16 protein-coding genes are annotated in these 20,472 nt (G+C 47.0%); 12 read left to right on the top strand and 4 right to left on the bottom strand.

Annotated elements, in window-relative coordinates:
• Window positions 1-25 precede the first annotated feature (25 nt).
• The 5 genes from ICC18_RS13015 to ICC18_RS12995 all read left to right on the top strand — a co-directional run bounded on the left by ICC18_RS13015 (window position 26) and on the right by ICC18_RS12995 (window position 6,553).
• Entirely contained in the window at window positions 26-685 is a 660-nt protein-coding gene (locus ICC18_RS13015; RefSeq protein WP_188174859.1) for a gluconate 2-dehydrogenase subunit 3 family protein, read from the top strand.
• Entirely contained in the window at window positions 686-2,392 is a 1,707-nt protein-coding gene (locus ICC18_RS13010; protein WP_188174858.1) for a GMC family oxidoreductase N-terminal domain-containing protein, read from the top strand.
• 338 nt (window positions 2,393-2,730) lie between these two features.
• A complete protein-coding gene (locus ICC18_RS13005; RefSeq protein ID WP_188174857.1) occupies window positions 2,731-4,260 on the top strand; it encodes a spore germination protein in 1,530 nt (509 codons plus the stop codon).
• Window positions 4,257-5,441, top strand: a complete 1,185-nt coding sequence (locus ICC18_RS13000) for a Ger(x)C family spore germination protein (protein WP_188174856.1) — start codon at window positions 4,257-4,259, stop codon at window positions 5,439-5,441. Before ICC18_RS13005 ends, ICC18_RS13000 begins: the two co-directional genes overlap by 4 nt.
• 17 nt (window positions 5,442-5,458) lie before the next feature.
• On the top strand, window positions 5,459-6,553 hold the full coding sequence (locus ICC18_RS12995) for a GerAB/ArcD/ProY family transporter (protein ID WP_188174855.1): 1,095 nt from the start codon (window positions 5,459-5,461) through the stop codon (window positions 6,551-6,553).
• Between the two features lie 81 nt (window positions 6,554-6,634).
• Here ICC18_RS12995 and ICC18_RS12990 read toward each other — a convergent pair whose 3' ends face one another.
• Complete coding sequence (locus ICC18_RS12990; protein ID WP_188175311.1) at window positions 6,635-7,159, bottom strand: class I SAM-dependent methyltransferase; 525 nt, start codon at window positions 7,157-7,159, stop codon at window positions 6,635-6,637.
• Window positions 7,160-7,663: 504 nt separating this feature from the next.
• Between ICC18_RS12990 and ICC18_RS12985 the strand changes: the two genes are divergently transcribed.
• The 3 genes from ICC18_RS12985 (at window position 7,664) to ICC18_RS12975 (ending at window position 14,494) form a co-directional block, all read left to right on the top strand.
• Window positions 7,664-9,247: an alkaline phosphatase family protein gene (locus ICC18_RS12985; protein WP_188174854.1), complete on the top strand. Its 1,584-nt coding sequence runs from the start codon at window positions 7,664-7,666 to the stop codon at window positions 9,245-9,247.
• A gap of 103 nt (window positions 9,248-9,350) precedes the next feature.
• Window positions 9,351-12,824, top strand: a complete 3,474-nt coding sequence (locus ICC18_RS12980) for a BadF/BadG/BcrA/BcrD ATPase family protein (protein WP_188174853.1) — start codon at window positions 9,351-9,353, stop codon at window positions 12,822-12,824.
• Window positions 12,825-12,853: 29 nt separating this feature from the next.
• The gene (locus ICC18_RS12975) at window positions 12,854-14,494 is read left to right on the top strand and encodes a 2-hydroxyglutaryl-CoA dehydratase (RefSeq protein ID WP_188174852.1); all 1,641 of its coding nucleotides are present in this window, start codon (window positions 12,854-12,856) and stop codon (window positions 14,492-14,494) included.
• 111 nt (window positions 14,495-14,605) lie between these two features.
• On the opposite strand, the gene ICC18_RS12970 is transcribed toward ICC18_RS12975, so the two are convergent.
• Both ICC18_RS12970 and ICC18_RS12965 read right to left on the bottom strand, forming a co-directional pair.
• Entirely contained in the window at window positions 14,606-15,325 is a 720-nt protein-coding gene (locus ICC18_RS12970; RefSeq protein ID WP_188174851.1) for a LytR/AlgR family response regulator transcription factor, read from the bottom strand.
• Window positions 15,294-16,607: a sensor histidine kinase gene (locus ICC18_RS12965; protein WP_188174850.1), complete on the bottom strand. Its 1,314-nt coding sequence runs from the start codon at window positions 16,605-16,607 to the stop codon at window positions 15,294-15,296. The genes ICC18_RS12970 and ICC18_RS12965 overlap by 32 nt, the downstream gene beginning before the upstream one ends.
• Before the next feature lie 275 nt (window positions 16,608-16,882).
• Here ICC18_RS12965 and ICC18_RS12960 point away from each other — a divergent pair, with 275 nt between their 5' ends.
• From ICC18_RS12960 to ICC18_RS12945, 4 genes are read left to right on the top strand one after another with little or no spacing between them, the layout of a single operon-like run.
• Entirely contained in the window at window positions 16,883-17,482 is a 600-nt protein-coding gene (locus ICC18_RS12960; protein WP_376745633.1) for a beta-class carbonic anhydrase, read from the top strand.
• Window positions 17,479-19,257: a SulP family inorganic anion transporter gene (locus ICC18_RS12955; RefSeq protein WP_188174849.1), complete on the top strand. Its 1,779-nt coding sequence runs from the start codon at window positions 17,479-17,481 to the stop codon at window positions 19,255-19,257. The genes ICC18_RS12960 and ICC18_RS12955 overlap by 4 nt, the downstream gene beginning before the upstream one ends.
• Before the next feature lie 54 nt (window positions 19,258-19,311).
• Window positions 19,312-19,713 carry an FAD-dependent oxidoreductase gene (locus tag ICC18_RS12950; RefSeq protein WP_188174848.1) on the top strand — a complete coding sequence of 134 codons (402 nt, stop codon included), beginning with the start codon at window positions 19,312-19,314 and terminating at the stop codon, window positions 19,711-19,713.
• Window positions 19,706-19,945 carry a hypothetical protein gene (locus ICC18_RS12945; RefSeq protein WP_188175351.1) on the top strand — a complete coding sequence of 80 codons (240 nt, stop codon included), beginning with the start codon at window positions 19,706-19,708 and terminating at the stop codon, window positions 19,943-19,945. Before ICC18_RS12950 ends, ICC18_RS12945 begins: the two co-directional genes overlap by 8 nt.
• Here ICC18_RS12945 and ICC18_RS34750 read toward each other — a convergent pair.
• Window positions 19,842-20,327, bottom strand: a complete 486-nt coding sequence (locus ICC18_RS34750) for an alpha/beta fold hydrolase (RefSeq protein ID WP_188174847.1) — start codon at window positions 20,325-20,327, stop codon at window positions 19,842-19,844. The genes ICC18_RS12945 and ICC18_RS34750 overlap by 104 nt on opposite strands.
• Window positions 20,328-20,472: the final 145 nt, after the last annotated feature.

The following is a 20,472-nucleotide window of genomic DNA, read 5'->3' as shown; positions in this document are numbered from 1 at the left end:
CTGCTTAATGCGGAGGTGTCCCACAATGAATCCGAAACATGAATATAGTTCAATCTCAGATTCACAAACAGTAACAACTTTTAAGGCGTTGGTCGAAGCGATAGTCCCGAGTTCCCCTGCATATGCCATCTATGGAGAAGCGTATGCCGCAGGCGCGGTAGACCTGTGTATTCACGAGTATATGATTTGGGAATTAGATCATAATCTTTCGCTTTTTTTAGGGTACTATCTGGAAGATATTCCAATGGCAGCTCCTACAGCCATGCTGCTCAACGACGGTGCGGCTCAGTATATTGCATCCGGAAAGGCACTTGATCCTCAATTTTATGCAGTCTGGGGCGGAGGTCCCTTTGCCAGTCTCTCTCCGCGGGACCGTATTCGGGTATTAGCGATGCTGGAACAGCTGGATATTGATCTCGGCACCTTACCGCCCCCGTATAAAGATGACGGCGGACTCATTACCTTTATCGTTGATTATCTGAACCGGGGAACGATGTTTGGTTTTTACTCGGAATGGTCCGCTTACGGATCGACACGACTGAAAACACCGGAGGAACGAAGATTAGAATATTTTCCAATCAGTTGGAAGCAGGTTGGCTATCCGGGTGTATCCAAGGGTTACCGGGCTCTTCGCGGTTTTATGCTGACGATTGAGCGCAATGGAACAAAGGAGGAGATCCGTTAGATGCTTGATGCCGATGTAATCGTAATCGGGTCCGGCGGCGGCGGCGCTGTCGTGGCCAAGGAGCTTGGAGAGCTGGGTCTTAAAGTACTGGTTCTGGAAGCAGGGCAGTGGACTGGAAACAGAAAGTGGCCGAATCCTAACAGCGAGCGAGGCGGGGAATGGAGCTCCGATCACGCAGATCTGGATGTGGGAATTTATAAGAAGGTTTACGATTCGTATGAAAATAACATGAACGATCCTGTTTCAGGCGTCATTCGCTTCGGACCGGCCGATCGCCGCCGTACGCCCTGGCATCGGATCATGCGGCAGAAAGGAGAGGTTTGGCAGGCGTCAGGCGTCGGGGGCACGACACAGCATTACTGGACACAGTCACCGCGTGCGTTCCCTGCTGCTGTCGACAATGTATGGCCGATCAGTTACCGGGAACTGATTCCTTATTATGAAAAAGCCGAAGCTACTTTGCCCGTTCAGTTCTCGCCGACGACGCCGAAAGAAGAGCTTTTTTACTACGGAGTCAAAAAGGCAGGATGGTCGCTGATTCCGACGCTTGATGTCGTAACCCCGGGTTATCGCCCGAATCCCAATGCGATTCTTCCCCCTAACAAACATCTGATGGATCCCAACTATACGATGGATCAATTACACGAGATGGAAGGATGCACCCTGCGAGGACATTGCGTCAACGGATGCACAGCCGGTCCCTCCGTAGACAAAATCGCTAAACGCAGCACGCTCGTCAGTTATGTTCCCTTGGCTCTCAAGACCGGGAACGTTTCCATTCGGCCCAACTCCTTTGCGATCAAAATTTTGACGGAGCTTGATCCGAAAGAGGGACTTCGTGCAACCGGCGTACAGTTTCGGGATACGTGGACAGGAGAAATCGGTGAACTGACGGCCAAAACGGTTGTCATGGCGGCGGGCTGCATCGAAACACCGCGATTGTGGATGAATTCCGGGCTGCCTCACAACCCTTGGGTGGGGAGAGGATTGACCAATCATTATTTTGATTGGGTTGGAGGCGTATTCGACGAGAAGGACTTGATGAGCATTCTGGGATCACCGTCTGTTTATCCGTATATGGGACACACGTCCGGAGCCAGAGTCGATATTCCGGGAATCGGAATTTTTCAGGTTTCCTGTCTGAGCCCCGGATTGATGTCCTACCTGACCTACGGCTTCAGCGAAGCGGGGTATGATGCTCTGAACCCGCCTGAACCGGGAGAGCCGTGGGATATTCGGGGCAGGGTCGTCGGACCGGCGCTGAAAGAGCTGATGTTGAACTACAGCCGGACGATGACGTATCTGCTTCTTACTGACGATGATACGCTCTATAACAACAGGGTGGAAGTCGATCCGCTGCTGAAAGACGAGCACGGGCCGATTCCGGTTATCTACTACACCCCCAATAAGAAAACCTTACAAAGGCGTGATCAATTAGCCAGATATGCATGTGAATCCTTGCAGCATGCGGGCGCAAAAAAAATCATCCGAACAGACTCGCCGACCGGCTGGCTGCTCCATCTTGAAAGTACAATGCGTATGGGATTCGTGGTAGATTCAAATTGTGAGGCTTTCCAAGTCAAACGTTTATATATTGCTGATAACAGCGTGCATTTCAACGGAATCGGAGGACCGAATCCGACGCTTACGACTCAAGCGCTGGCTACGCGTACAGCAGAGAAGCTGGCCCAAACCTATTTTAGTTAACCTTTCGAAACGGAATAATAAAGCACAACCCCTGATAAAGCAACGATAAATAAAAAAAACGCGCCTTTCCAAAAGATACCTTTCATTTTTTTGTCCTTCCATAACTGTTCTTTCATGCGAAAAACCCTTGATATAACGATACCCTACTCCTAAGTTTGTTCGCTATAAAGGAAAATATACCTTCATACATATAAGGTCAGCCCGAGAGGGTTGGCCTTATTATGGTTTTCCATGTGCAGAATAATCAGATAAGGAATGGGAAAAGTTATGTGAAAAGGAAATTTTAACTATCGAAACTAATCACTATTCATTGTACCAACTCATCTGGGAGAGACCCTATGAAAAATAGAAAAAGTCATCTTGATCATATCGAATATAAACTGGAAGAGCTTGAATATGCGATTGATGCCGAACTGTTCGATAATCTGGATGATAACGAATTGGTGATCAAGGAAATTTTTTCAAACTGCACCGATCTTGTCATTCGAAAATTCCAAGCCTTTGATTCCATCCCCTGCATGGCGGTTTTCCTCGAAGTATTGATCGATGCCAAAGCATGGGACGATGGTTTGTTGGAATCTTTAATGAAACAAGAACCGGTCGTCATAGATTACCCTGCGCAGCTCTTTGACGTATTTACATATAACTTGTCTTCCGTTGTGCAGCCGGAAAAACTCGAAGGTCTGAATGAAATCGCTCAAAGCATCGTCATGGGAAATGTCGTTATATTTATTGAATCTTATAATCAGGCAATTTCCTTCAAAATCAAAGATAATCTGCATCGTCAACTGGAGGAACCGAGTACGGAGGCGGTTATTCGCGGTCCCCGGCTAGGGTTTATTGAGAAACTCGAGATTAATATGTCTTTAATTCGCCATCAAATCCGAACGCCGCTGCTGAAGATGGAGAGGATGAGCATAGGGAGGATCTCACAAACTGACGTAACGGTTACCTACATAAAAAATATGGCGCCGCAGAATGTGATTGATGAAATAAAAAAACGCCTATCAGCAATCGATATGGATAGCGTATTGGAGTCAGGTTATATCGAAGAGATGATCAGCGACCATACATATTCTCCATTTCCTACCATGCAGCCTACACAGCGGCCCGATTTGGTTGCAGCCTCTCTGGTTGAAGGGAAGGTGGCGATCCTCGTTGACGGAACGCCGATAGCGTTAATCGCGCCCGTTACTTTCTGGTACGGGTTTCAAACGGTCGAGGACTACTATATGAACTTCATCTTCGCTACGATGCTGCGATGGCTGAGGTATTTGTTTGCCTTTTTGGCGTGGGCCATGCCTTCCCTATATGTTGCGGTAACGACCTTCCATCAGGAGATGATCCCGACAAGCTTGGCGCTGAGCCTGGCAGCAGCGCGGGAAGTCGTTCCGTTCCCGGGGATGGTCGAAACCCTGATTATGGAGATTACCTTCGAAGCGCTCCGCGAGGCGGGAGTCCGCCTTCCCCGTCCGGTAGGCCAGACGATCAGCATTGTAGGTGCACTCGTCATCGGACAGGCAGCGGTACAGGCCGGAATTATTTCCGCACCGATTATTATCGTCGTATCCTTGACGGGAATCGCATCTTTTCTGATTCCTCATCCGGGTATGAGCCAGGCCATCAGCATTCTGCGATTTCCGATGGTGATTGCCGCCGGGATGTTTGGCCTGTACGGCGTCGGCGCAGCCATGATTGCGACTTTGATCCATGTAAACAACCTGAGTTCCTTCGGCGTTCCCTATTTGAAGCCTCTTGCGCCGTTCGAAAAGTCCGGGATCGTGGACGTATTGGTCAGAGCTCCGTGGAAGGTGATGCGCAAGCGGCAGCAGTACATTCAGCAGAAACTGGAGTTGGAGAAAAAATGATCCCGAGCCGGATATTGTACGTAAGCTTGGCTCTTATCTTATGCCTTGGATTATTCACAGGCTGCTGGGACCGTGAAGAAATCGACGATCTCGCTTTGGTAATGGCCAGCGGACTTGATCTCAGTGAAGACGGCCAGCTTGAGGTTACGCTGCAGATTGCCCTTCCCTTAGGAATTCCAAGTGCTCTACAAAGCGGTGGAAAAAGGGAAGAACACGTTATGGTCGTTTCGGCAAAAGGAAAAGAAGGGCTTGATATTCTTGGCAAGCTGCAGCAGCAATTGTCCCGAAAAATCTTCTTGGGGCATCGGGGCGTACTCGTAATCGGGGAAAAATATGCGAGACACGGGATCGATCAGGTGTTGGACGATTTACTGCGTGCGCCCGAAAGCCGATACAACAGTTTCGTTGTGACGGCATTCGGAACGACGGCAAAAGAAGTATTAAACACGACATACCTGCTGGAAGAAATTCCGGCTATCGGCATCAACAAAATCCAGTTCGGCGAATTCAGCTTATCGTTCAAAATCGACGAATTTCTGAATGCGGTGGCCTCCTTCGAGGCATCACCGATTACCGGGGCTGTACGGATTATCAAAACCGGCACCGGCCAGCCATCCTTCACAATCGATAGGGCGGCAGTTTACCGGGGGAACAAACTGACCGGATTTTTGTCGCAAGAGGAATTGAAGGCGAAGCGCTGGTGGCACGGAGAAGCCAAAGGGATGTTTATCACCTCGCAGGTGGAACCGAAAGACAAAGATTTCAATGGTACAATCACCGTCGAAGTGATGCAGGGAACGACGAAAATTCACACAAGCATAAAGGACGGACTCCCCGAAGTTTCGGTTACATTCAAAGCTGCGGTTCGGGGGCTGGCCAATAATACAAAGTTGGATATGAACAAAGCCCCAAACATGAAACGCATTGAAGCGAAGATTTCGGAGGATATGCACAAGCTGATCGCTGATACGATCTCCCGCACGCAAAAAGAGTTAAAAGCGGATATTTTCAGTTTTGGCAGGGAAGTTCATATCGAACACCCTGATGTTTGGAAAACCATCAAGGACCAGTGGATGGACATCTATCCCAACGTTCCGGTCAAGGTCAAAGTTGACATTCAAATCGAACGGATGGGCAGAACGCAAGCGCCTGCGCATCAGAAAATACAAAAGTATAAATAGGGAATGGGGGGCAAAGGATGAAAGTGACCGGTTTACAAGTTTTCTGGATGATTGCCGTTATGGATTTGGGGATGACGCTAATCATGACGCTCACGCCAAGCCTGCAGGCTGCCAAACAGGATATTTGGATTTCCTTTCTTGTCGCCGGAGGCATCGCCTTGCTGATCACCTTGCTGGTGACGAAGGTGGCGCCTCTCTACCCCGGCCAGGATTTGATTCGGTTCAGTCAAGCGATTATGGGAAAATGGTTTGGCGGGATGATTGTTGTGATTTACTTTGTCCAGTGGTATACCATTATCCCGATCGTTCTCCGCCAATTCAGCGACCTCGTTCAAATCATGCTGCTTCAGGAGACGCCGAAACTCCCGGTCATCCTGATTATGGTGGTATTAATCACATATGCGACCTATTCGGGTGGGATTGAAGGGATCGCCCGCTGCAGCGAGGTCCTGGGACCGATCATCTTATTGATGGTCATCCTTGTTATGGTTGCCAGCATTAAAGATCTCGACGCGAAAAATCTACTACCGGTATTTGTGGACAGCGGGATGATGGGGATCTTTATGGGAGCGGCCGGACCTGCCTCATATCTTGGACATGCCGTAGAGTATCTCATGCTCGCATCGTTCTTAAATCAACCGCAGAAAGGAGCGCCATACGCATACTGGGCAGTCGCTACCGCATCATTCTTTACGCTGGTTGCCGGTGCTATGGCCGTTGCCACGGTTGGGGTCAATCTGACACCCAAAATGTGGTACCCTTTCTTCGAGATGTCCAGAAAAATATCGCTATTCGGATTCCTTGAAAACTTCGATGCAATTGCAATCGTGATATGGGTAGCGAGCGTTTTCATTAAATTGTCCATCTATATGTTCGTCACCTGTTATGGAACCGCCGAATTTTTGCAGGTGAAAAATTGGAAAAATATGGTTTGGTTTGTTGCCCCGGTTGTGACGGTATTTGCGTTATTTCCTAAAAACGTTTCACAAGCGACCGGCAGTTATTTGCTCAATTACTGGGTACCGGTAGCGCTTCCCGTCAATATGCTCGGTCTGCCCCTGCTGCTGCTCATTGTGGGGAAATTGAAACAGAAGAAGAGCCAATCCGGCTAGATCCATTTACTGCAAACACAAGTAACAGCCATGCTAAATACACATGGCTGTTTAAGTTCTCCAATTGCTGAACACGGCTTTCTATATTGGGTTTAATTTTGCTGAAAAAAATAACTCGTTGTATAAAAAGCATTTTCGAAATCGTTTCATGACCTTACAGTCATAATTATGATCTCGAAACAATTGAATATATTCTTCTTCATTACGAATATACTCTCCGTTGTCATACCATTTCATAAACCTGTTGCATAACGGTTTCTTCTTACATAAGCAAGGTTCCATGACAACGATAGTTCCGTTAGGTTTTAAAATTCTTTGAAATTCCTTCATATAATTTGAAATTTCATCCGAAGAAATATGATGCAACACAGCGATTATAAGGAGGTAATCAATCGATTCATTAGCTACGGGCAAATGATTATTTTCCAGCACTTGGAAGTTGTGGTTGGGATATATTCGCCGTGCATAATCAATACGCTTAGCATCAGGGTCGATGCCAAGATAATTTAACGGTTGGAACATACCGCAGTTTGCTCCAGTACCTGCGCCGAAATCCAGTACGGCTTGACCGTCAAATGTAAAATGGGACTTTACGTGATCGTGAATATATTTTTTGGTAAACCATTTCGGACGAACAAACCAGTGATAGAGCCGAGGCGAGAACGGAATGTTAATGGAAATTCACCAACTTTCGGATTAGGTCACGAAAGATAATGTTGCCTTTAAGATTGAAAAAAATTCAAGCGAAAACAACCTAAATTTTACATAATATTTACACAAAATGGTTATGTTTATTTTCAGTTTGATAAGAGAAGGAGTGAAATTTTACATGAAAATATTAATTCCCCCAACAGAACCCAGAAAACCAAAACAACCTGATAAATGCCAACAATGTATATGGGGACATTGGGACGGCCTCAAACAATTTTGTACCCAAATAGTCTGCATAAAAGAGTAATCCGCATCAGACGTGAAACCTTTGCTGATTCAATTTGATAAATGTGTGAATGAAAAACGAATCATAAAGCATGCTAACTTTGAATCCCACCCTTTTAATAAAGAGGTGGGATTTAATTGATTTTGTTTTGATTTCAAGAAAGGGGTATACCTATGAAAATAAATAATAAAATGATCACTTTACTGGTGATGGGTTTGAGTTTGCTTATTATCGGTTGCAGAGCGGAATCCGGTGGGCGCCTTCATCAGCAGAGCGTCGAGTCCCCTATCACTGCAAATCAAGGCGCCAAACCTGTCGTATTCATCATGATTGATTCTTTAATGGATAAGCCATTGCACGAAGCGATTCAAGCAGGTCGTGCGCCCGCAATTCAGTTTCTGCTTAAAAACGGGCAATACTTCCCGCAGGTTGTGAGTTCGTTTCCCACAATGTCCGTGACGATCGACAGCACATTATTAACGGGAACGTATGCAGACCGGCATCATGTGCCTGGACTTGTCTGGTACAGCGGCAAAGAGAATCGCATGATTTTCTACGGAAATGGCGCCAAAGAAGCATTGAAAATAGATCAACTGCAAGTACTTGTGGATGCTATTTATCAGTTAAACCAGGTTCAATTGAACAAAGAAACGAAAACGATTCATGAAGAGTTAGCCGAAAAAGGGAAAGACTCCGCGTCAATCAATGCTGTTATTTTTAGAGGAAAAACGCAACATACCTTAACAAACCCCCGCCTGATCTCATTCAGCAAACGAGTGCCGGATCAAATGAAAATAACGGGACCTAAATGGTTTTCCTATGCGGCTTTTTCACAACTGGACCCGAAGAATGACAGAAATTCTCGTATGTGGAAAAAATTCGGGATGAACGATGAATTTTCAGCACAAGACACTGCATTTCTGATTCATCAGAAAAAGCTTCCGAATGTAACCATTACTTACTTTCCGGAGAATGATAATGCAGTACATAGAAAGGGCACGGATCATTTGGGTGGAATTGAAAAAGCGGATCAAGCTCTTCAGGTTGTGCTTAACGCTTACGGTTCGTGGGAGCAGGCTTTACAAAATGCGATATGGATCATTATGGGTGACAGTGCGCAAAGCGTTGTCTACGATGATCGGCAGGCAGCTACTGTTGAACTAAGACCGCTTTTAAACCGTTACCGCATTGCGAAATTAAATCAACCTGTAAGGACCGAAGATCAAATTGTGATTTCCACAAATGAAAGAATGGCATATATCTATGCAACCGATGCTGGTGTTCAGCTATCTGACGTCGTGAAGCTTTTGCAAAATGAGGACAAGCTTGACATTATCGCAATGAAAGAGGATAACAATGTTCGTATTACCGCCGGGAAAAACGATAAATTATTTTTTTACCGTCCCGGTGGGGACTACACGGATGAATATGGACAATCATGGACATTATCGGGCGAACCGGGTCTCCTGGATATTAAGCTTACTAACAAAAGCATCAAGTATGGGAGGTATCCTGATGTTTTGGCGAGGCTGTATGGGGCTATGCATTCTCATGAAGGAAGATACGTTGTCGTCACGGTCCAACCCGGATATGAACTCGTCGGCGAAAGCTCCCCTACCCACATCGGCGGAGGGGCTCATGGCTCGCTGCATGAAAAAGATTCCCTTGTCCCATTAATTATAACCGGAACGAATACCCGGCCAAAAACGCTGCGAATCGTTGACATTAAAGACTGGATTATGCAATTGGTTCAATGAAAAGTTACAAAAGTGCTGTCTGTTTTAATGATCCGTGTGATAAAAATCACACTTCTTGTGCAACCTAGGGTCAGTACGTGAATTGGAAAAAAGGGGTTATGTGATGGAATACATAAACAAAGGTACAGACACTCTGATCATAGGCATTGACGTGGGATCAACGACCGTTAAAGCCACAGTAGTGGAGCCTGAAAGCAAACAAATCCTTTGGTCGGACTATCAGCGCCACCATACGAAGCAGGCGGAAAAAGTACTGGATTTGCTGATTGCGATCGGCAATGAGTTTCCCGACATGAAAAAAGAAAACATCCGAGTCTTTGCGACAGGCTCCGGCAGCGGGCCTATTGCCCCGCACATTGGAGCAAAGTTTGTTCAGGAAGTCAATGCCGTTTCCATGGCGGTTGAGCACCTTCACCCCGACGTCGGCAGTGTAATTGAACTGGGGGGACAAGATGCGAAGATCATCATTTTTAAGGAAAATGAGGAAACGGGCAATAAGCAAGCGCTGACCTCCATGAATGACAAGTGCGCATCGGGTACTGGCGCCACCATAGACAAGTGTATGATCAAGGTGGGAATGCCGATGGAAGAAGTCGGTAAACTTCACTTTGATGACAGCAAGCTGCATCATGTGGCCGCCAAGTGCGGGGTGTTTGCGGAAACGGACATTGTCAATCTGGTGAAAAGCGGGATACCGTCACCTGAAATTATGTGTTCTCTCGCGGATGCGATCGTCATGCAGAACCTTTCCGTCCTTACACGCGGAAATACGCTGCGCCACCGTGTTCTGCTGCTGGGCGGACCGAATACATATCTGCCGTTCCTCCAGGAATGCTGGCGATTGCGAATCCCGCAAACCTGGCAGGATCGCGGATACAATTATCCCAGAGATATACCCATCGAAGAATTGATTTTTGTACCTGACAATTCGCAGTATTATGCAGCTTTTGGCGCGGTGCTGTACGGCATGCATGAACCGGCCGGCGTTGGAAATTATTTGGGGCTGGAGGGACTGAAAGAATTTATTGCCCACGGCCGGAAAGCCAAATTGGGCGAGAAAGCGGGTCCTCCTCTGGTCACGGATGATACGGAGCTGGATGAATTTCGCCGGCAATATCGGATTCCCCGATTTACACCGGTCTCCTTCACACCGGGGCAAAAGGTAAGAGCCGTGATCGGTCTTGACGGCGGTTCCACTTCATCCAAAGCCGTTCTGGTCGATGACGAAGGAAACATTCTGCTCAAGGAATATCAGCTTTCCAAAGGAAATCCGCTTGAAGACACGAAAGAACTGCTGAAGCGGATCCGGGATAAGGTGAACGAGCAGGGAGCCGAATTAGAAATCATCGGTTTCGGGTCAACGGGATATGCTGCGGATGTTTTGGAAAAAACATTAAAAGCGGATGTGAATATTGTCGAGACGGTCGCTCATATGATGAGCGCTGTCAATCAATTCGGCGATATCGATGTTATCTGCGATATCGGCGGCCAGGACATCAAAGTCTTGTTCCTTAAAAACGGGGATATCCGCAACTTTAAGCTGTCGAATCAATGCTCCGCCGGGAATGGGATGCTGCTGCAAGCGATGGCGGATCAGTTCGGCGTTCCGGTTCAGGAATATGCCGATACCGCATTTAGCGCAGGCTTGAGTCCTAAGTTTTCCTATGGATGTGCCGTATTTTTGGATGCGGATCGGGTTAATTTTCAGAAGGAGGGTTATTCCAAGGAGGAATTGCTCGCTGGCCTCGCTATGGTACTTCCGAAAAACGTATGGCAGTACGTCGTACAGATTCCGCGCATGTCCGAATTAGGGCGGAAGTTCGTTCTGCAAGGCGGAACCCAATACAACCTGGCTGCGGTCAAGGCGCAAGTCGACTATATCAAACAGCGTGTTCCCGATGCCGAAGTTTACGTTCATCCGCATCCTGGAGAAGCGGGAGCCCTCGGGGCAGCCATGGAAACCTTGCGCGTGGTCAAACGGCGTGGGTATTCAACCTTTTTAGGACTGGATACCGCCATCAATCTGCGTTATATGTCGCGCAACGACGAATCCACCCGCTGCAATTTCTGTCCCAACCACTGCAGCCGTACCTTTATCGATTCAGAGACGCCGGATGGACATACCGCCCGATACATTTCCGGGTTTTCCTGTGAAAAGGGAACCGTAGAAGACAAGGATGCCGTCCTTAAATTGACCAAGGAACGTCAGGAATTGAAAAAACACTATCCCAATCTGGTGGAATATGAGGCTCGCCGCATGTTCCAACACTTTTACGATTGCGAGCCGCTGCCCGAATCGGACGTGCCTGTGGATGACATAAAGGTGAGACGCGGTTGGTTTGGGCTTGGCGGAACGCGAAAAGACCAAAGCCGCCGTCCATTAAGACGCTCTCCCGCCGAGGCAATGGAACGTCGAAGCAATATCCGCATCGGGATTCCCCGCGTGCTCAACATTTGGTCTACGGCGCCCTTTTGGCGTACTTATTTCGAGGCGCTCGGCATCAATCAACGGAACATTGTATTCAGCGATTATACGAGCGAGGAAATGTGGCAAGAAGGCGGAAAATACGGGTCCATCGATCCTTGTTACCCTTCGAAAGTGGCGCAAGCTCATGTTCATAATCTGTTGTTCAAGCATCATGAAAAAACACCGCTCGATTATGTTTTTTTCCCGTGCATCACCCATATTCCGACACATCTTCACAATGTGATGGATTCTGCCAGCTGTCCGATTGTAGCCGGAGCCCCCAATGTAATCAAGGCCGCCTTCACGAAAGAAGTGAACTTCTTTGAAACGAGAGGGGTCGTCTATCTGGATCCTGCCGTCACATTCACCGAACCGAATATGATGAAGAAGCAATTGTTTGAGGCGTTCGCGGATCATCTCCGGATTACGGAGGACGAAAGCGACTTTGCCGTAGATCAGGGCTGGAAGGCGATGGAGCTTTTTGACGAAGAAATGCAGGAGAAGGGCCGCATGATCCTGGAGCAGGTAGAACAGGAAAACCGTCTCGCCATTCTGATGATCGGGCGCCCCTACCATTCCGATCCCGGCATGAATCATGGCGTCCTGGAAGAATTTCAGGTGCTCGGCTATCCGATTTTGTCCATGCGCGCCATTCCCAAAGACGAAAATTGGCTGCGCCGTTTCTTCAACAAGGATTTGCAGAGCGGGCGGGTAGAATACGCGCTTGAGGTCACCGATGTATGGCCGGAAAACTTCAGTTCCAACAGTGTGCAGAAAGTATGGGCCGCCAAATTCGCCGCGCGTCATCCTAACGTGGCGGTGCTCGATCTGTCCAGCTTTAAATGCGGGCACGATGCGCCGACTTACGGGTTGATCGACTCGATTATCACGGCCGCCGGAACTCCATTCTCGGCATTGCACGATATTGATGCCAACAAGCCGAGCGGTTCGATTAAAATCCGGGTCAAGACCTATGCCCACAGTCTGGGGCTTCATGAAGAGCGGCTGCAGGATTTGGCCCGTAAAAAAGCGGAATTGCAGCAGCTTCTGGAACAAAAACGCGCCGAATTGCTGGGCAACCAGCAAAACGAGCGAGCCGAGGTTATATAGAAATTCACATATAAGGAGCGAAGCCGATTATGGCAATTGTCAAAAACAAGGAGAAGTCCGAGGATCAATTGTCCCTGGAGGACAAACTGCTGATTTTTCAGAAGGAACAGGAAAAAGCATTAGGCTTGGATCTGGAAAACAAGAACCAATGGTTCGATCCCGTGCCGCGCCAGTTTTTGGCCAAAGATAAAACCTCCACGACTCTGCTTTTCGGAGGATTGACGATGGCCCACGATTATTTGGTGGCCGGGGCGCTGCATGGGCTCGGGTATCGGGTGAAGCACCTGGACTGCCCGGACAACGAATCGCTGCGCTATGGGAAAGAATTTGGCAACCGCGGGCAATGCAACCCGACGTATTTCACGGTCGGCAATTTGATCAAACACCTGCATTACCTTCGCGATGTGGAAGGAAAATCCAAAGAGGAGATCGTCAGTAACTATTTATTCATTACGAGCGGCTCCTGCGGACCGTGCCGCTTCGGCACCTATGTCACGGAGTACCGGAAGGCATTGCGCGACGCGGGATTTGACGGTTTCCGGGTCCTGTTGTTCCAGCAGACGGATGGTTTGAAACAGGCCACCGGCGGGGAATCGGCCCTAAAATTGGATACGTCGTTTTTCCTCAGTTTTCTGAAAGCCGTTCTGCTGGGGGACATTTTGAACGCGCTGGCTTACCGCATCCGGCCCTATGAAGTGGCAGCCGGATCGACGGACTCCGCCCTGGATCGTTGCAAGCAGTATTTGTACGATGCCTTAAGCGAGCGGAAACGGCTGAAACCGGCGCTGATTCGATGCCGTAAGGAATTGCAAGCCGTTCAGGTAGACCGCACAATGGTCAAACCGAAAGTAAGCATCATCGGCGAGTTTTGGGCGATGACCACCGAGGGTGACGGCAACTATCAGCTGCAGCGCTTTCTGGAAAGCGAAGGAGCCGAGGTCGAAGTACAGTCGGTTATGGCCTGGATTCTATTCCTCATTTGGGCGGGCCGTTACGATACGAAAAAGCGAATGAACCTGCGCGAAGCGGATTCCGGCAAATTCGGGTTAAAAGGGAAAAATCCAAAGATTCGTCTTGGTATGCTGTGGCTTGCCGACCGTGTCCTTCGAGGCATGTTCCAAATGTACGCCAAGGCTATGGGACTGTATCATTATCACCTCCCAGATATGGAAGAGATTGCTCGTGTCGCCCATGAACATTACAACAATCATTTGCGCGGCGGCGAGGGCCACATGGAAGTCGGGAAGCTGATTCTCAACGTGGTGAAGAAGAAAGTAAATATGACGCTCTCCGTCAAGCCATTCGGATGCATGCCTTCTTCCGGCGTATCCGACGGAGTACAGTCATTGATCACCGAGAGATATCCCGATGCGATCTTTCTCCCGATTGAAACGACGGGGGATGGGGCGATCAACGTTTACAGCAGGATTCAGATGATGCTGTTTAAAGCCAAACAGGCTGCCCAGAAGGAGTTTGACGAAGCCTTAAAGACAAAAGGCTGGACAACCCTTCAGCTTCAGAAAATAGCAGGTCGTTCAAAAAGAACAAATTCTTTGCATACAAGCCGTCACGTTGTTGCTTGTACAGCGGCTAATATGATATACGGTATGCGAAGATTTTCCAACCGGTTTTCTTTCCAGCGAAATGAAGAAGAAATTCAGGGAGTATAAGAAGCAATCGCAAAAGTTAATCAAGAAAACATGCCAAGTTATTTAATGGAATAAGAAAAGCCGATATTTCCTAGCCAAAGGAAATCATCGGCTTTTATATTTTATTACCTATCATTGAATTTGCAAGCGACTGTAAAGTTCAGTTAAATAGGAGCGGCTCACATGCGCTTTATGAACGGAATTTTTAAACTGCAGGACAAAGGTCTGGCCGGATGGTTCAATGCGGTTAATATGTTTGATATTGATGATATAGCTGCGGTGAGTACGTATGAATAGTGCCGGATCCAACCGGTTTTCCAATTCTTTTAACGGCTCCGACGTGGTAAACACTTTTCCTTGCTTTCCGCTCAGATAAACGTTGGTCGCTTTGTTCTCAGCTGAAATAAATACAATTTGCTCTTGATCGACAACCTCAACAATGTTGCGGTTTCGAAAGCTCAAATGTGGTAATGTTTTATGATTCGGCTTGTCCAAAGCCTGTTTGATTCGTTTAAAACATTGATAAAGCCGGTCATGTGTATACGGCTTGACGATAAAATCAACGGCTTCCATCGCAAAAGCCTGCGGTGCGAATTGACTTAATCCTGTGATAAAAATGATGCACAGCTCGGGAAACTGGATGCGCATGAGCTTTGCTGCCGAGAACCCGTCGCCGTCAGGCATATCGATATCCGCAAATAAAACTTGAGGGTGACATTTTTGAACGGCTTCCTTCATTTCAACTCCCGTACTTGCTTCGGCAATTACTTGAAATCCGTTTTGAGTTAAAAAGGCTACGAGCTCTTCTCTTAGTTTCGGATTATCTTCCGCTACGACGACCTGGTAAGACATGATTCAACCCCTTTCTCAATTCATTATAAGGAATAAAGACCAAGAATGTTGTTCCGACCGTTTCCCCGCTTTCCACTTCGATATGCCCCTGATACTTTGTGACGAGCCTTTTTGCCGTAGCTAAGCCAATCCCCTGGTGTCTTTCTTTTGTCGTGTATCCTTTGTTAAATATTTTTTTTATGTTCTCGGTGGAAATCCGTGAATTGGTGTTTTTTACGCTAATAACCAGCATCGAATCATAAAGCCGATTCAATGTCACGGCAATGGAGCGATTGTGCAAAGGAGCTTTTATTTCTTCGTCGATCGCATTATCAAGCAGGTTTCCGACGATTTGTACGAGTTCGTAAGATTTAATATCTAAACGAGGGATCGTCGTCTTGGCATCGACTTTGATGTCAATATGCTGCGCATAACCGATTTCGATTTTGGTTTGAAGCAGAGCGGCCAGAGGAGGATGATCCAGTTGCAAAAGAAATTCATGGCCCCGGATTTCCGCATTCAGTTCATTCAAGTATTGTTTGACGTCCTCATACTCTTCGCGTTGAAGTAAACCCCCAATCACCTGAAGATGATTCAGGTAATCATGTCTTTGCGACCTGACAGATGTAATAAAATCTTCCAGATTTTGAAAATACACTCTTTCGGTCGTATCGATCGTTTTCAGCTCCAGTTTTTTACCAAACGAAAATATGACGTAGATGATAATGGCCATAAACAAGTCGGTCAAGACGTATACGATGACAACATCCAGGCTTGTTTCCAGCGGGTTTTTGATGTTTCGAATCATGAGCAAATTGATCAAGTCGTCGTGAAACAAAAAGAGAGTCGTAATTAAGATCAAATACTGTTTATATTGTTTCTGATGATCCATGAACCATTTGAAAAAGGCCAGCTTTTTAACGGACAAAAAGATACCGATGGCAAGTATGATGACGTTAATGGTCCAAGTCACAAGCAGGTCCATGCTTGTATATTGCATCATGTAAATTGAAATGATTCCCATAATGTTCTGTATCGCGGTTCTTGTTATGCTGATCAGGAAAATAATATTCCACGAAAAAGGATACAACCATTTCATCAATACCGTATGGATGAAAATACTCACCAGGACGCTAAGCTCGAACTGAATTTGCAGTTGAAACATGAGGAGAGTGAGAAGAGCAAAGATGACTATAAACAAAAAGTTTTGTTTCTTATACGCTTTCCACTGAATTCCGAATAAGGAGAAAATCAAGTTGGTTTGGACCAATGACTCCGGTATGACGAGAAATAAATTGTACATACGAACTCCCTAAAATGAAATTCTTTGTAAGTATCACTTTCAATATAGCTACATAATGTAAGCCCAATGTGAAGTGAATGTAAACACCATGTAAATATAGAACTAAATTGTATTTATGGTAAATATACATTCCCCATTCATTCGTCATTTTATAACATTCATTCGTCGTTCCCATTCGACTAGTCGTCTTGAAACTATAGACAACATCAGGGTTGTTTTGTAAGTTATAGCCGTAAGACCCAAAGATTTCTATAAAAAAAAGTGTGGAGGGAAAAATGATGAGAGAAAATGACAATCTATTCCAAATTATTCGTGCGAATGGGAGATTTTGTGACGCAAAAGGATATGAAAGGTATCAAACAACCAAATATCCGGACAAACGCATGGTCATTCTTGCGTGCATGGATACCCGTTTGGTCGAACTTATGGAACGGGCGATGGGCATTGATCAAGGCCAGGCAATTATCGTCCGGGTAGCAGGAGCTCAAGTGCAGCATCCGTTCGGATCTGTTATGCAATCGATTCTAGTTGCCATCCACATGTTGAAAGCGGAAGAAGTCGTCGTCGTAGGGCATCATGATTGCGGAATGCAGTGCATGAATACACATGCATTTGTTGAAAAGTTAATGGAGCGTGGAATTTCCAAGCAAACCATACAGATGGTCGAAAACTCCGGAATTAATCTGGAGAATTGGCTGGAGAAGTTTGATAACGTGTATGAAAGCGTGAGGTCTACCGTGTCGGTCATTTCAAAGCATCCGTTTTTGGCTGAGACCATTCCGGTACATGGGCTCGTTATCGACCCTCACACCGGGAAGTTGGAAATGGTCGTTAATGGCAGCCAAAGAGAAATGGTTCTGGAGGGAATCGTATGATCACCCGATTGTTGGGGCTGGACCGATTTCAAGGCTATTCTATCGGAAGTTTGCAGAAAGATTTGGTAGCTGGTTTAATTGTCGGCATCGTCGCTCTTCCGCTAGGGATGGCATTTGCCATTTCGTCCGGAGTGAAGCCGGAGTACGGGATCTACACCACGATTATTGCCGGTATCCTGGCTTCGCTGATCGGCGGATCGAGATTTGCGATCACCGGTCCGACGGGGGCGTTTATTCCGGTTTTGTTCGGGATTGCAAGTGTGTACGGATATGAAAATTTACTGATTGCCGGCTTCATGGCCGGGGTAATGCTCTTGCTCATGGGTCTGCTCAGGATCGGTACGATTATCAAGTTTTTTCCGAAGCCGGTCGTGATCGGTTTTACTACGGGTATTGGCGTCATCATTTTCTCGAGTCAAATATCCGATTTCTTAGGTCTTAGCGGTGTGAAGAAGCATGAATTTTTTCATGAAAATATAGTAGAAATCTTCACGCATCTGGTCACCGTTAATGTGTACAGCGTGATTACCGCCGCCCTTTGTTTAACGATTATCATTTTGATGACGAAATTTTTACCGAAGATTCCGGGTGCTTTGGTGGGACTGCTCGTGAGCACTGTGGTGGCCACCATATTTTATCCGGATCAAGTCGCGACGATTGGTTCCAAATTCGGGGGCATTCCCAGCACTCTGCCAAGCCTCCAAATTCCGCAAATCAATATGGATAAGATCGTAGAGCTGATGGGTCCGGCTTTCACGATTGCCATGCTCGGGGCCATAGAATCCCTGCTTTGCGCCGTGGTAGCCGATGGAATGACGGGAAGCAAGCATAACAGCAACCGCGAGTTGATCGGGCAAGGCTTAGCCAATATGATCACGCCGTTGTTCGGAGGGATTGCGGCAACCGGAGCGATCGCACGGACAGCTACGAACATTAAAAACGGCGGCGTATCTCCGCTGTCCGGCATTATCCATGGAGTGGTCGTACTCGCCGTGCTTCTGCTTCTCTCGCCGTTCGCGTCGCTCATTCCGATGGCCAGCATGGCGCCGGTCTTGATGGTTGTTGCATGGAACATGAGCGAACGCAAAGAATTTGCGCACATTCTGATGACCAAAACGTATGATTCTATCGTGCTGCTGCTTACGTTCGTGCTGACGGTGTTCATCGATTTAACGACTGCGGTAGAATTCGGCTTGGTGTGTGCGGTCATTCTGTTTATCAAGCAGATGAATTCGGTCCATTCCGTTCTCAAAGTATCGCCGGATACGAAATTTAACAAAGTCGTACCGGAACGGGTGGCAAAAGGAAGCGCATGCCCGCAAATCAGTATGTTTACGCTGGAAGGGCCCCTATTTTTCGCGACAACCCAAGCGCTTGAAGACTCCGTATCGAAAGAGCTTGAGTCCGGTCAGAAAACGATATTGCTTCGCATGAGCAAGGTCCCATATCTTGATACAAGCGGAGAGGCCGTACTTGTCGACGTCATCAAAAAGATTCATAAAAACGGCGGCAAGCTGCTGGTTTCCGGGATTCGTCAACAACCGAAAAGCTTGCTGGAAAGAACGGGATCGTATGAAGGAATCGGTGCGAGTCACTTTTTTGAACATACGGGTCAAGCGATCAACTATGCATTAACCAGGCTTGATTTCAACAAATGCAAGGGCTGCAAACATTTTGCATTTAAGGAATGTGCCGAGCTGTCTAATCCACCGAAGAGATCGAAATTGGAGAAACCAAATGAACCGGAAAAACAAAAGGAACTTGTATTGACTTAAATCTGACTGTATCGGTTGGTTATCAACTCACTGAGGAAGAACCCTGTTTCGGAAATGAATATTCGTTCACCATTTCCTGTGGATGCTCGACTGGCCTTACGTTTTGCGGAAGTGAATCGCATAGACCTCGCGAATAAAATCGTCCAGATTGATGGCGACGGTTGGATAAGCTATGACTGGCTCGTCATTTCGCTGGGATGTGTCGACCTCTTCCGCGATATTCCCGGAGTCCGGGAATATGCAAACAGCATTCAATCTTTATCGTCGGCAAGAAAGACGTATCAGAACGTTTTTGAAGTGAAGGTGTATGGGCAAGTGACCATTGTCGGCGGCGGGTTAAGCGGAGTGGAAGTAGCCTCTGAGTTGAGAGAAACCCGCCCGGATCTGAAAATTCGCATTTTGGACCGGGTACCTAGTGTTCTCTCCGCATTTCCTGGAAGATTCCAAATTGCATAAAAACAACTACACATGGGCATATAACATTGATACCAAGAAGCTTTCTCGCTTAGTTTCTGTACCGGGCGGCGGTGAAGCGACGGGATTACAAGTGGTGGATGGCTTAGACGGATTCAGCTATCTCATGGTTAGTGTACAAAATCCGGGCTATGTTGGTTATCTGGCGGGACTGCCATCCATGGAGCAGCAGTCCGATGAAAATGACGATGATGATTCCGGTGATGATGAGTAATTTTCAGAAACGAAAATAAATATAAAACAAAAACATTCGTAAAGCGTTGAACATATCGGATGACAATTAGAGCCCCTAAACTGTGGCCGAACAGAAAGATGGACAATTGCGGGTACTGCTTCTGAATTTGGATAACCAACTGATCGAGATCGTCCAGGTAATCTTGAAATCGGTGAATATGACCTTTTTGTCCGGCGGACTGTCCGAATCCTCTAAGATCAGGAGCCATGCAAGCAATCTGCCGGTTCATACTCTCCGTTCCGATATGGCCATACAGTCCCGAATGTTCTGCCGCGCCATGGATAAAAATCAGCACACCTCTGGGATGTTCCGGTATCCAAGCGCGAAAATATAAAAGTATTTCCCTTTCTTTTATATACATCCTATTTCTCCCTGGTTTTATGTTTGACCAAGTAGTTCTATAATAGTTTTTGCTCCGGCCAGCGGATTCATTTTTTGTTGGAACTGTTCGATCCTGGCAAGCCAAGGTTCGAAAATTCCGGGAGAAAAAAGCAGTTTATCGATCC

The organism is Paenibacillus sedimenti, from assembly GCF_014534655.1.
In the GTDB taxonomy this organism is placed as follows: domain Bacteria; phylum Bacillota; class Bacilli; order Paenibacillales; family NBRC-103111; genus Paenibacillus_E; species Paenibacillus_E sedimenti.
The sequence above is the reverse complement of the archived record's forward strand: the minus strand, read 5'-3'. Positions and strand labels throughout refer to the sequence as shown.